Raw genomic sequence first — 13,468 nt, 5'->3', positions numbered from 1 at the left:
ACCGCGAGGAGTGAGTTCATTGAGCCAGAGAAAGTCAGCCCCGCCTCGGGTGCCCACGGGCGCCCGGCGCGGATGGCACCGGGCCGTCGGCACGTGCGCCGCCGTCGCCGTGGTGTCCACAGGCGCGTGGACGCCTGCCGCAGCCGTCGAGAACTACCCGGACGAGCCGTCGGAGGCGGCGGCGAGCATCCTCGCCTCCTCGCTCCTCGGCACCGCGCTTCTCGGTGCCGGCGAGACCACTGCCGGCCAGCTCTCGAACCCCGGGCCGAACGACGCCGCCCTCGACGTCGAGGTGCTCGGCGGCCAGGTCGTCCAGCTCGGTGACATCTCCCTGCCACTGGCGGAGCTGATCGACTTCGGTCAGCTCGGCCTGGTGGGCAGCCAGAGCGAGGCGTCCTCGCCGCGCGACGCCCGGGCCGTCTCTGGCCTGGTGGGCCCGGACGGGTCCGTGGACCTCAGCGACGACCCCGCCCGGTTCGGGGCCGCGTCGATCGACGTCCTGTCGATCGCGGACGCCACCGGCGCCTCCGCCATCACGGACCTGGCGATCGACCAGCTCGAGCTGCACCTCGGCGCGTTCGGCGCCGAGGTCGTCGCGCAGGACGGCGTCATCCAGGACCAGAACGGTGTCGGAGGCCCCGGCCAGTACGTCGTGGGCCAGGCCGACCTGCTGGTCGCGTCGCCCGTCGTCGAGGACGCGGCGGCCACGCTCTACGACGCCGCCGGCGCCGTCGACACCGCGATGGAGCAACTCGTCAACGAGAACCTCGACCTGGGACTGCTCACCGCGCTGCTCGAGGTGGTCCCCGGGATCCCGGAGCCCACCCTCACGGTGGACAGCAACATGCAGGACACGCTGTTCCAGCGTCTGACGCAACAGCCGCTGACCTCCGCCAACCAGCTCGTCACGCTCGACCTGTCGACCGGCGAGCTGCAGATCCACCTCGACAAGATCGCGGACGCCGCGAACGAGGGCGGCATCAACGACCTGCCTGCCAACTGGGAGCTCATCGACGACACCACCTACCCGCTCATCGCGGAGACGGTGCACGAGCTCATGCAGGAGGCCACCAACATCTTGGTGGGTGCGATCGAGGAGTCCCTCGACGCCGTCAGCCTCGAGATCGCCTTCTACGACGACAGCCCGCTCGGCACGCTCGACGTCCGGTGGAGCTTCTCCCTCGGACAGGCGCTGAGCGGTGACCTCCCGCCCGTCGTGGACGACAGCGACGGCGTCTCCGCGGTGCTCGGTGGCACGCTCGCCACGACGATCAACGGCCTGGGCGACGCGACGTCACCGATCTTCAGCGTGCTCTACGACCTCATCATCAGCGACGCCGGCAACCAGATCTTCGAGCTGGCGGTCAACGACCTGAAGTTCGCGGTCACCTCGTCCATCCGGGCGCTGCTGTCCCCGCTGTTCGACGTGCTCACCCAGCTCGTGTCCCTCCAGGTGAACCACCAGGTCACGGAGACGTGCACGACGGCCGAGGGTGAGGTGCTGAGCGGGCTCGACCTGTCGGCGCTCAGCCTCGGGCTGCTCCAGGCGGCCGACGGCGCACGCATCAACCTCGGCAACGCCGCCGTGCGCGTCGGGGCGTGCCTCGCCGCCGGGACGCCTGTGCTGGCGGTGGACCCGGGCCAGGTGGAGCAGGGCGGCACGGTGACCGTGTCGGGCTCGGGGTACACCCCGGAGTCGACGGTCACGGTCCAGCTGACCGACACGGCCGGTGAGCCGGTGGGTGCCCCGGTGACGGTGACGACCGACGCCGACGGTGCGTTCACGACGCCGCTGACGGTCCCGGCGGACACGGTCCCGGGTGACCTGACCGTCGTGGGCACGGACGAGGCGACCGGCACGCCGGCCGAGGCTCCGCTCACCGTGGTCGCGGTCGCCGGCGAGCCGGTGATCACGGTGGACCCTGCCGAGGTGGCACCCGGCGAGTGCACCGTGGTGGCCGGTTCCGGCTTCGGTCCCGGCGAGGCGGTCACGGTGCAGCTCACGGACGCCGTCGGTGAGCCGGTGGGCGAGCCGGTGACGGTCACGGCCGACGCCTCGGGCTCCTTCAGCGTCGAGGTGTGCGTGCCTGCGGACGCCGCTCCTGGCGACTACACGGTGGTGGCCGAGGACGAGTCGGGCAGCACCGCGGAGGAGAACCTCGTGGTGGTGGCCGCCGCGATCTCGCCCGAGCTCACGGTGGACCCGGGCCAGGTCGCCCAGGGCGGCACGGTGACCGTATCGGGCTCGGGGTACACCCCGGACTCGACGGTCACTGTCCAGCTGACCGACGCGGCCGGCGAGCCCGTCGGCGCGCCGGTCACGGTGACGACCGACGCCGACGGTGCGTTCACGACGCCGCTGGTGGTCCCCGCGGACACCACGCCGGGTGACCTGACCGTGGTGGGCACGGACGACGCGACCGGCACGCCCGCCGAGGCTCCGCTCACCGTGGTCGCGGCCGCCGGCGAGCCGGTGATCGCCCTCGACCCGAGCCAGGTCGCTCCGGGGGAGGAGACCACGGTGTCGGGTTCCGGGTTCGCGCCGGACTCGACGGTGACGGTGCAGCTGACCGACGCGGCCGGTGAGCCGGTGGGCGAGCCGGTCACGGTCACCACCGACGCCAGCGGTGCTCTCACCACACGGGTGACCGTCCCCGCCGGGACGACCCCCGGGCAGTACACGGTGGTCGCGGAGGACGAGGCCGGCGGTACCGCCCAGGAGGTCCTGACGGTCGTGGCCGCCGCGATCTCGCCCGAGCTCACGGTGGACCCGGGCCAGGTCGCCCAGGGCGGCACGGTGACGGTCTCGGGTTCTGGGTACACCCCGGAGTCGACGGTGTCGGTGCAGCTCACGGACGCGGCCGGTGAGCCGGTGGGTACCCCGGTGACGGTGACGACCGACGCGAGCGGTGCGTTCACGACGCCGCTGACGGTGCCGGCGGGCGCGGTGCCGGGCGACCACACCGTGGTCGGCACCGACCTGACGACGGGCACGCCGGCCGAGGCTCCGCTCACCGTGGTCGCGGCCGACGCGCCCGTGATCACCCTCGACCCGAGCCAGGTCGCTCCGGGCGGGGAGACCACGGTGTCGGGTTCCGGGTTCGCGCCGGACTCGACGGTCACGGTGCAGCTGACGGACGCCGAGGGCGAGCCGGTCGGTGACCCCGTGACCGTGACCACCGACGAGAACGGTGCGTTCGCCACGCCGGTGACCGTGCCCACCGACGCCGCCCCGGGTGACTACACCGTGGTGGCGGAGGACGAGTCCGGTGACACCGCGGAGGCTGGGCTGGCCGTGGTGGGGGCCGCCGAGCCCGAGCTGACGGTGGACCCGGGCCAGGTCGCCCAGGGCGGCACCGTGACGGTCTCGGGCACGGCGTACACCCCGGAGTCGACGGTCACGGTGCAGCTCACGGACGCGGACGGTGAGCAGGTCGGGGAGCCGGTCGTGGTCACCACGGACGAGGACGGCGCGTTCTCCGTGCCGGTGACCCTGCCCGCGGCCGCCGTGCCCGGGCAGCTCGTGGCGGTCGGCACGGACGACGCGACCGGCGTCTCGGACGAGGCCACGCTGGTCGTGGTCGACGTCGAGGGGGAGTCGATCTCCGTCAACCCGGAGCGTCTCCAGGCCGGTGGCTCCGCCGTGGTCCGCGGTGACGGCTTCACGCCACGGTCGACCGTCATGCTGCGGATGATCGACGACGGGCTCACCGTCTTCATGCTCGACGACGTCCCGACCGACGCCGAGGGCGACTTCGAGGCCGTCGTGACGGTGCCGGCCGGCGTCGACCCCGACGAGCTCGACGTGATCGCCACGGACGAGGCCACGGGTGACACGGCGAGCGACGATCTGGTCGTCTTCGCCGTCGCGGCCGACGACTGCACGGCTCCCACGCTGGTGGCGGCACCGTCGGTCGTGGAGGCGGGTGAGCAGGTCATCGTGACCGGGGCGGGCTTCCCCGCCGGGGCCGGTGTCGTCGTGCAGCTGCGTGACGCCGCCGGGAACCCCGTGGGTGCTCCTGTCACGGTGACGGCGACGGGCGCGGAAGAGGGTGGGTGCGGCGGTTTCACCGTCGTGGTCACCGTCCCGAGCGACACGCAGCCGGGCGCGCACGACGTCGTCGCCACGCCGTCCGACGGCGGCACCGGGGCTCGGACGCCCGTCCTGGTCCAGGCGCCGACCACCGGCTCCGCGCCGGAGCTCCGCGAGCTCGTCTCGTGGTTCGCGGCGAGCAGCGTGCCTGCCGGGGGCACCCAGGTGTTCTACGCCCGGGGCTTCGAGCCGGGTGAGCTCGTGGGTGCGGTGATCCGCTCCACGCTGCTGCAGCTGCCCGTCGCCGTCGCCGACGCCACCGGCACCGTGTCGTGGGAGTTCGTGGTCCCGGCCGGGTTCTCGGCCGGCACCCACACCGGGACGGCCACGAGCCTGGACCGCGGTGACGAGACGAGCGCGACCTTCCAGGTGCGCCTCGCGGGCACCGGCGGCGGGGCCGCAGTGGTCACGGCGGCCGGGGCCGGTGGCCCGACGGGGTCCGGTCCGGCGTTCCCCGGCTACGGCGACGGTGCGTTGCCGCGGACGGGCGCGGACTCGGTCCCGGCCCTGCTGGGCACCGCGCTCCTGCTCCTGACGGCCGGCGGGCTCCTCGTGGCCGACCGTCGGCGCCGGGTCGTGGCGGTCGGGGCCGCCACGACCCGCGGGGACGGATCGGGGGTGAGCGAGAGCTGACCTGCTGAGAGACCCGATCCCCAGGAGGTGCCGGCCCGGAGGCGATGCCGGGCCGGCACCTCCTCAGACGTGAGGAGAGTCCGTGCCGAGGAAGGTCACCGCCGTGGTCGTGGCGGTCGTCGCCGCTCTGGCGGTCGGCGGGAGCGCGTGGTTCGCCGCAGGAAGGGCGGGCCCTCAGCCCGGGGCGGCACCGGTGCCGCCCGTCGTGGCCGCGCCGTCGTGCGACCGGGGGGAGCCTCTGGTGCGGACCCTGTCCAGCGGTGCGGCCTGGTCGATGTGCTGGCGGGTCGAGCCGGACCAGGGGCTGGTGCTGGACGACGTCCGGTTCGCACCCGCCGGTCACGAGGCCGTGCCGGTGCTCGCCTCGATGACGATGGGCCAGCTCGAGGTGCCTTACGACACAGGGCTGCGCACCACGGAGGACATCACCACGCACGGGTTCGGCGGGCGCAACCTGCGTTCGCTCACGCCGACCGAGTGCCCCGGGACCCTGCGCTCCGTGGTGGTGCCGGACTTCGGGGACGTCGCGGTCGGTGACGGCGCGGCGCGCCCGGTGCTGTGCGAGGAGGTGGTGGACGGCGGCATCGCGTACCGGAGCGAGGAGGGCGGCACGGCCCTCGTCGCCCGCAAGGACGAGCTGCGCCTGTCGACGGTGTCGAAGGTGGGCTGGTACGAGTACGTCACCCAGTACACGTTCGGCGCGGACGGCTCGATCCGCCCCGAGCTGGGGGCCACGGGCGATCTGTCCCCTGACGACTACACGGACGACCCGGCGCGCGGCTGGCCCGTCGGCCCCGGCGGGACGGACCGCGCGGCGAGCCACGCGCACAACGCGGTGTGGCGGCTGCACTGGGCGCTCGGCGGCCGGGGCGGGCAGGTGGTCGAGCAGTACGACGCCGTGCCGACCGGGGAGCACGGGCCGCGGTCACCGGTGCTGGACGGCACGCTCGCGCGCCTCAAGACGGAGCAGGTGGTCACCAAGGCGGACCGGCGCTGGTGGCGCGTGGCGCGGCCCGGGCTGCGCAACGCCGACGGTCACCCGGTCTCGTACCAGATCGACCTCGGCCCCACGGCGACGTTCGAGCTGACGGCCGACCACGGCCACGAGGGTGCGGGCTACGACGTCGCGTTCAGCGAGGCGTCCGGCTGCCAGGTGTTCGCCTCGGCCAACGACGACGTCCGCTGCGGCCGCGGGGTGCCGGACTTCGTGGCCGACGCCCAGCCGCTCGACGACGTGGTCGCCTGGGTCGCCGTCGGCTTCCACCACGTGCCGCGCGACGAGGACCAGAGCCCGATGGAGATGCACTGGCAGGGGTTCACGCTGACGCCGCGCGACCTGGTCGCCCAGCGGGCGGACGTGCCGCCCGGGCGGGAGGCCGTCAACGGGGACGTGCAGGGCGAGCCCGCACGGCACCGCTAGGCGACACGGGTCGCGGGCGCGGCCTCGGCGCCCACGGCGTCGACCGGTGACAGGTGCACGGGCAGCGGGTGGGCCTCGGCCCGCCCGCGCAGGTCGTCCACGACGGCGCGCAACAGGCCGGGCACGAAGTCCCGGCCGCGGCGCAGGCACCAGGGCACGCCCGCGACCACGAGCCAGGCGGCGCGCTGCCGCATCGCGGGGGGTGGCGGCGAGGCGGGCAGGAGGGCCGCCAGGGCCCGGAAGGTGTCAGGGCCGGGCGGCGGTGCCTGGGGTGTGCCGGGCGGGGTGGGCCGCGCGGCGGGCACACCGGGCACGTCGATGACGCCGGCGCGGCCGAGGGTGACGGCGGCCTGCACGGCGAGGCTGCGGTGGCCGTGGGCGGAGGGGTGCACCCGGTCGGAGTGCCACGGCGTCGGCCCCGGGCCACGGGTGGCGGCGGCGATGTCCACCACGGTGACGGTGCCCTGGCGGGGTCGCCCGTTCTCGCCGCTGCGGGCGGCGGTGACCTGGTCGAGGGTGCGGGGCCGGGCGGCGAGCGCGACGGCGTCCACCGCCTCGTTGACGGCGGTGACGCGGGCACGCATGACGCGGCGCACGGAGGTGGGCATGAGCTCGAACAGGCCGATGGCGGGCAGCCGGGCGAGCACCACGGAGCAGCCGCAGTCGCGCAGGGCGGTCACGGCGGTGGACAGGTCGCGGGCGACGTCATAGGCGGAGAAGTCCGAGCGCAGCACGTCGTTGCCGCCCACCACGAGGGTGGCGACGTCGGGCAGCAGGGCGAGGGCGTGGGGGAGCTGCTCGTCGACGACGTGGCGAGCGCGGGCGCCGTTGCGGGCCAGGTTGGTGAAGGACGAGGCGCCGGCGAGGGTGGCGAGATGGGCGGCCCAGCCGGGACCGTGGGGGCTGTCGGGCCCGCACGCGTCGCCCACGCCCGCGCTGATGGAGTCGCCGAGGGCGACGAACCGGGGGCCGCGCGGGTCGACGGCGCGGAACGGGGTGCCCGCCGGGGTGGGGAGGACGGGCTCGAGGGCGCTCACGGTCGTGTCCCGGCGAGCACGGGTGCTCCGTGGAGGGCGAGCATCGCCTCGCCGGCGGCGGACCAGGGGAACAGCTCGGCGCGGGCCCGGGCGGCGTGGCGGCGCCCGGGCGTCGGCCGTTCCAGCACCTCGTGCAGGGCGAGGGCCAGGGCGGCGGGCACGGGGGCCCCGAGGGCGCCGGCGGGACCGACGATCTCGGGCACGGCGCTGGTCGAGCTGGCCACCACGGGGGTGCCGCACGCGAGCGCTTCGAGGGCGGCGAGACCGAACGTCTCGACCGGTCCGGGAGCGAGCACCACGTCGGCGGAGGCGAGGAGCGTGGCGACGCGGGCGCGGTCGGGCACGAACGACAGGAAGGTGGCGGGGACGCGCGCGGCGCGGGCGCGCTGCTCGAGCGCCCCGGCGAGGGGCCCGGCGCCGGCGACGACGAGCCGGGCGGGGCGCCCGGCCGCGCGCAGGCGGGCCACGGCGTCGACGGCGAGGTCCACGCGCTTCTCGCGCGAGAGCCTGCTGACCACGAGCACCACCGCCTCCTCGGCAGGGGCGAGGCGCGCGCGCTCGGCGGCGTCGTACCGGTCGGGGGTGAAGGTCTCGAGGTCGACGCCGAGCGGTACCCGGTGCAGCGGCGGCATGCCTTCGAGGCGGCCCGCGAGCCGCTCGGCCTCGGTGGCGGCGAACGACGTGGTGGCCACGAGGCGGTCGAACCGGGGCAGGGTGCGCGAGTTGTGCAGGTCGGCGACGGTGCGCAGCCCGGCACCCACGGGCGGGGACACCCGGGCCGCTCCCCAGCCGGGGCCGAAGGCGCGGAGCACGCCGTCGACCCGCTCGTGCAGCCACAGCACGGACGGCACCCCGGCTTCGCGGGCCCACTCACCGAGCCCGGTCAGGGTGGTGCGGTCGCTGACCTCGAGCAGGTCGGGGGCGAGGGTGTCGAGGAGACGGCGGACGCGGTCGGGGCGCAGCACCATCCGGTAGCCGCCGGTCCCGGGCACCTGCGGTGCGGGCACGGTCACCACGGGCACGCCGGCCCGCCGGGTCACCGAGGACGTCGGTCCCGGGACCACGAGCACCGGCTCGTGGCCGTGCACCTCGTACTGGTGCGCCAGCGCATGCATCGCGGTACGGATCCCGCCCGAGCGAGGCCCGTAGAAGTTGGCGACGTGGACCACCCGCACCTCATACCCCCGATGCCGTCCGGGCACGTGCGTGCGAGGCGATCGCGTCCCGGTAGTGGCCCAGCAGCTCGTCGCAGACGGCGGCCCAGGTGCGGCCGGTGGCACGCTCGCGCGCGGCGACGCCGAACGCCTGCCGCTTGCGGTCGTCGCCGAGGAGGTCGACGACGCGCTCGCGCATGGTGTCCAGGTCGCCGGGCTCGTAGAGCCAGCCGGTGCGGGAGTGGTCGACGACGTCGAGCGGACCCCCGGCGGCCGGGGCCACGACGGGCACGCCGCTGGCGTGCGCCTCCTGGAGCGTCTGACCGAACGTCTCGAGCTCGCCGGGGTGGACGAGCACGTCCAGGCTGGCCATGGCGCGGGAGAGCTGCTCGCCGCGCAGCAGGCCGGTGAAGACGGCGCCCGGCAGCATCCGCTCGAGCGCCTCGCGCTCCGGCCCGTCGCCGACGACGACGAGCCGCACGCCCGGCAGGTCGGCCAGGACGCGCAGGTCCTCGACCTGCTTCTCGGGGGCGAGCCGGCCCACGTAGCCGACCAGGAGCGGCCGGCCGCTGCCGACCGCGGTGCGCCACCGCTCGTCGCGCGCCTGGGGGCGGAACGCCACGGTGTCGACGCCGCGGCCCCACAGCCGCAGTCGCGGCAGCCCTCGCTCGGTGAGGCTCGCCAGCACCGACGACGACGGCGCGAGGGTCAGCGTGGCGCGCTCGTGCACGTTGCGCACCCGCCGCCACAGCAGCGGTTCCAGGTGCCGCATGCCGTATCGGGCGGCGTAGCCCGGCACCTCAGTCTGGTAGACGGCCACGGTGGGCAGGTCGAGGGCGTCGGCGGCGCGGATGCCGTGCCAGCCGAGCACGAACGGCGACGCCAGGTGGACGACGTCGGGCCCGAACGCGGCCAGCGTGCGCTGCAGCCGGGCGCGCTGCCCGACGACGAGCCGCACCTGGGGGTAGCCCGGGAGGCCGACGGCGCCCATCTCGACCACCGGGGCGCCGGAGACGAACGGGGGCACGACGCCGTCGTCGGCGTCGGGCGCGAGGACCAGCGCCTCGTGCCCCTGCCGCTGCAGGTGCTCGAGGACGCGCAGGACGGAGCCCGTCACCCCGTTGACGTGGGGCAGGAAGGACTCGGCGACGATCGCGACCTTCATGCTTGCAGGTCACCAGGGCGTGGTGACCATACGACCCCTGCGCGGCGTCCTGTCGAGGAAGTGTCGGAGAAAGATGGCGGAACGTCAGGCAAACGGCTGGCGCCGCGGACCGTGGGAGCGCGGGGGCGAGCGCCTCAGCGCGAGCCGGGCTCGGCGGGCCGCTCGCTCAGGGCCAGGCGGCCGAGCTGCCACACCGCTCCGACGAGCAGCACCACCAGGCCGACGTTGCGCAGCGCGGCGACCGCCACCATCCACGGCTCGCCGGCCAGGAACGGCCCGTAGGCCAGCGGGTAGAGCACCTGGGTGGCCAGCGCCACGGCCAGCACCCCCAGGGCGGGCGGGGACCACAGACGCCGCGCGCCGGGCCCGGCCAGGGCGAGGGCGGCTGCGACCGGCGGCCCGATCCACGCGACGAACTGCGGAGAGCCCACCTTGTTGAACACGATCAGGGCGAGCAGCGCGGCGGCTGCGGCCAGCAGCAGCACGTCGGGCACGACGTCGGGCCGGCGCCGTGCAGCCGCCCAGGCGAGCAGCCCCAGCAGCAGCACCGCGGCCACGAGCGTGCCGTCGAGGGCGCCCGCCACGGCGCGGGCCGCGTCACCCTGCACCTCGTAGGTGAAGATCTCGTCGTTGTAGGCGATCACCACGGACGGGTCCCACAGCCGGGCCACGCTGAACGCCGTCGCGGCCACCGACTCCGCCTGCAGCGTGCGCGCCTCCTGCTGGCCGAACACGCTCCAGGCCCGCTCGCCGGCGCCGCCGGCCAGCGCCAGGCCCACGACGACGACGCTCACCAGGGCGCCCGGGGCCACGACGTCCCGCAGCAGGTGGCGTCGCCGCCGGGCCGTGGCGGCCAGGGCGACGACGACGGCGCCGGGCGCCACCTTGATCCACGCGCCCAGCGTGGCCACCGCCACGGCCACCGCCGGGCGGCGGGCCGCCAGCAGCAGGGAGACGAGGATCAGCGGGGCCACCACGCCGTCGAGCCGGCCCACCGAGATGGGGCCGAGCGCCACCAGGAACAGCAGCCACCACCAGGCGGCGACCCGCCCGCGCGGCGCGGTGCGCGCCAGCATCCACAGGGCCAGCGCATCGAGCGCGACCACCCCGGCCGTCCACACGGCCTGGTAGGCCACCGTCCCCGCGGTCACCAGCGCCGGCGCCGTCACCGGGACGAGCGCGGCGGCCGGGTACACCCAGTCGTAGTCGAGCACGGGCCACAGCCCGGAGCGCAGCCCCTCGCGCGCCCACCACTCGTAGAGCGTCACGTCGCCGAAGATCTGCCCGCGCCACGTGACGGCGTCGAGCACGATCCACGTGTGGGCCAGCACGAACCCGGTCAGCAGCCCCCAGCGCGAGAGCAGCACCGCGCGCACGGCCGTGACGGTGCTGCGGGCGGGACGGTCCGCCCCGGTCCTGGGCGCGATGCCCGCGTCGTCGGTGCGGGCCGGCTCGCCGGTGCGGTCCTGCGCGGCGTCGGGGGCGTGGTCGGCGGGCACCGCCTCATGGTGTCAGACGCTCCTGGGCACCGGCCGGAGGCCCGGCGGCCCCGGACGATGCCCCGGCTCGCCGCCTGCGCTCCCGGGGCCGGCCCCTGGGGTTCAGGTGCAGTTCACGGGCACGTTCCCTGCCCGTGGGAGGGTCGCGGCCATGCGCCCGACGCCGTCCGCCCCCGCACCGCAGCCCACCGTCGCCGGCCCGACGTCGCGCTCGCCGCGGCGGTGGCTCGTGCCCGCCGCCTGCGTGCTGGTGGTGGTGGCCGTCGGCATGGTGGCGTGGCAGCTGCTGGGCGGGGCGCCGTCGCCGGCCGAGCACAAGGACGCGACGTTCCTCGACGCCGAGCACCCCGGCGTCCGCGGCTTCGAGAACGGCGACTGCTTCGAGGACCCGCTGATCGCGCGGGCGCGCGGAGAAGAGCTGCTGGCCACCGTGGAGTGCGTCGGGGCGCAGAACGAGGTGATCACGTTCGTCTCCCTCGACGATCTCCCGGGGTGGGACCAGGCTGCCGTCGAGCGGGAGGCCGACGCCCGGTGCGCCGCCGAGATCCACGAGACGTTCCCCGCGGCGCACGGGGCGGGGTACCGGGTCTACGGGGTGCCGCCCAGCCCGGGCACGTGGGCCGGCGGCGACCGCGACGTGATGTGCGTGGTGTACCGCCCCGGGGAGTCGTTCGAGACGGAGCCTCTGATCGGGATGAGCGGGGGAGCCCAGGGCTGAGCGGGCGGCCACGTGTGCGCCGCGAGTTCATCCAGACTTCGCCCACGCAAGTCTCAGGATTCACCCGGTCGACCTAGCGTCGCCGGCGTGAGCACACACACCGCACCTGCCCCCCGCCCCTCGTGGCGCACCGGCTCGCGCCGGACCGTCACCTTCGTCGTGGCCGCCGCCCTCGCCGCCGGTGGCGCCGCGACCGCCTCCGCGGTCACCGCGGCGTCGGCCGACGTCGCAGTCCCCGCGGCCGAGCGCTACCGCCCCACCGCGCTGCCCGACCGCCTGGCGCTCATCCCCACCGACACGCCGGCCACGAGCCAGCGGGTGAACTGGCGCTCCACCGCCACCACGCCCCGCGCGCAGATCGTCGAGGCGCCCGAGGCGTTCGGCGACGTGTACCGGGCCAACCCGGGCGGCTACGAGCTGCGCACGGTCGACGCCTTCCGCACCGCCGAGGCGCCGGCCGGGTCCGCCGGGTACACGAACACGTACCACACGGTGGAGTTCACCGACCTCAAGCCCGGCACCCGCTACGCCTACCGCGTGGGCGACGGCACGGACCCCAACACGGGCGGCTCCGGTGCCGGCTCGATCTCCAACTGGTCCGCCTGGCAGCACTTCACCACCGCCGCCGACGGTGCCGAGCCGTTCTCCTTCATCTACTTCGGCGACGCCCAGAACTACATCGACTCGGCCGTGCCGCGCGTGTTCACCGAGGCGCTGCTCGCCCGACCCGAGGCGCGCCTGACGCTGCACGCGGGCGACCTGATGAACCAGACCGGCACCTCGGCGTCCGCGCTGGCGGTCCAGGACAAGGAGTGGGCGGAGTGGTTCGCCGCCGGTGAGCTGTCCAACGCGACCCGCAACGTGATCGCCACGCCGGGCAACCACGAGTACAACAGCTCCACGGACATCTCCTCGTTCTGGAAGCCGCAGTTCCCCTTCCCGGAGAACGGCCCGAGCGACGAGAACGACCCCACGATCGCGGAGAAGACGCGGCACAGCGTCTACCACGTGGACTACCAGGGCGTGCGGTTCATCTCGCTGGACTCCTCGCCCCTGCAGAACGGGCCGGTCCAGACGGCGGTGCGTGACGCCCAGACCGAGTGGTTCCGTGCCCTCCTCGAGGACCCGGAGCGCCCCAAGTGGACCGTGGTCACGTTCCACCACCCGGTGTACGCCGGCACGGGCACCCGCAACAACGCCGAGGTGCGCAACCACTGGAACCCGCTGATCCAGGAGTACGGCGTCGACCTGGTGCTCCAGGGCCACGACCACGTGTACAACCGCGGCAACGCCACGGTGTCGGACGACGCGAACGACCCGGCGCTGTCGAACGGGCCGGTCTACTCGATCTCCGTCTCCGGCGGCAAGATGTACGCCCTCAACGACGGCCGGAACTGGACGCAGAACGGCGGGCACCTGCGCGTGTCCGGCGAGAACCAGCAGCTCTTCCAGCTCGTGGACGTCGACGGTGACGCGCTGACCTACCAGGCTCGCCTGGCGGACGGCACGTTCTACGACGGCTACGTCATCACCAAGCAGGGCGAGGGCTGGGACGGCACCAAGGTGGTGCGCGACCTCGACACCGACCCGGACGCCCCTGTCGAGGCCCCGGCTGCCTGGGACCGCACGGAGATCTACGACCGCGGTGACCGCGCGACGCACGCCGGTGTCGTCTACGAGGCGCAGTGGTGGACGCGCAACCAGGAGCCGGGTGACCCGTACGGCCCCTGGGTCCGCGTCGGCTGAGAC

Annotated in this window: 8 protein-coding genes; 4 read left to right on the top strand and 4 right to left on the bottom strand. The window is 75.0% G+C overall.

Features of this window, described 5'->3' with window-relative positions:
• Positions 1-19 precede the first annotated feature (19 nt).
• Together DNL40_RS13075 and DNL40_RS13070 are read left to right on the top strand one after the other, a co-directional pair.
• Positions 20-4,726 (top strand): choice-of-anchor G family protein, encoded by a 4,707-nt coding sequence (locus DNL40_RS13075; protein WP_218926067.1) that lies wholly within the window; start codon positions 20-22, stop codon positions 4,724-4,726.
• 82 nt (positions 4,727-4,808) lie between these two features.
• Complete coding sequence (locus tag DNL40_RS13070; RefSeq protein ID WP_245885914.1) at positions 4,809-6,146, top strand: copper amine oxidase; 1,338 nt, start codon at positions 4,809-4,811, stop codon at positions 6,144-6,146.
• Here the strand turns inward: DNL40_RS13070 and DNL40_RS13065 are convergent.
• From DNL40_RS13065 to DNL40_RS13050, 4 genes are all read right to left on the bottom strand, one after another.
• A complete protein-coding gene (locus DNL40_RS13065; protein ID WP_179951077.1) occupies positions 6,143-7,183 on the bottom strand; it encodes an SGNH/GDSL hydrolase family protein in 1,041 nt (346 codons plus the stop codon). The genes DNL40_RS13070 and DNL40_RS13065 overlap by 4 nt on opposite strands.
• Complete coding sequence (locus tag DNL40_RS13060; RefSeq protein ID WP_245885913.1) at positions 7,180-8,352, bottom strand: glycosyltransferase; 1,173 nt, start codon at positions 8,350-8,352, stop codon at positions 7,180-7,182. The genes DNL40_RS13065 and DNL40_RS13060 overlap by 4 nt, the downstream gene beginning before the upstream one ends.
• A gap of 7 nt (positions 8,353-8,359) precedes the next feature.
• Positions 8,360-9,502, bottom strand: coding sequence for a glycosyltransferase family 4 protein (locus DNL40_RS13055; protein ID WP_111251700.1), 1,143 nt, complete (start codon positions 9,500-9,502; stop codon positions 8,360-8,362).
• 134 nt (positions 9,503-9,636) lie between these two features.
• On the bottom strand, positions 9,637-11,001 hold the full coding sequence (locus tag DNL40_RS13050; RefSeq protein ID WP_245885912.1) for a glycosyltransferase 87 family protein: 1,365 nt from the start codon (positions 10,999-11,001) through the stop codon (positions 9,637-9,639).
• Between the two features lie 151 nt (positions 11,002-11,152).
• On the opposite strand from DNL40_RS13050, the gene DNL40_RS13045 reads away from it, so the two are divergent.
• The gene (locus tag DNL40_RS13045; protein WP_111251699.1) at positions 11,153-11,719 is read left to right on the top strand and encodes a hypothetical protein; all 567 of its coding nucleotides are present in this window, start codon (positions 11,153-11,155) and stop codon (positions 11,717-11,719) included.
• Positions 11,720-11,806: 87 nt separating this feature from the next.
• Positions 11,807-13,465 (top strand): metallophosphoesterase, encoded by a 1,659-nt coding sequence (locus DNL40_RS13040; protein ID WP_218926066.1) that lies wholly within the window; start codon positions 11,807-11,809, stop codon positions 13,463-13,465.
• The last annotated feature ends 3 nt before the right edge of the window (positions 13,466-13,468 follow it).

It is taken from the genome of Xylanimonas oleitrophica, from assembly GCF_003244315.1.
Lineage (GTDB): Bacteria > Actinomycetota > Actinomycetes > Actinomycetales > Cellulomonadaceae > Xylanimonas_A > Xylanimonas_A oleitrophica.
This window is presented reverse-complemented; position numbering and strand designations above follow the sequence as displayed.

Excerpts from the sequence above, each read along its gene's own strand:
- DNL40_RS13055 (WP_111251700.1), bottom strand. The coding sequence starts at position 9,502 with ATGAAGGTCGCGATCGTCGCCGAGTCCTTCCTGCCCCACGTCAACGGG.
- DNL40_RS13045 (WP_111251699.1), top strand. The coding sequence starts at position 11,153 with ATGCGCCCGACGCCGTCCGCCCCCGCACCGCAGCCCACCGTCGCCGGC.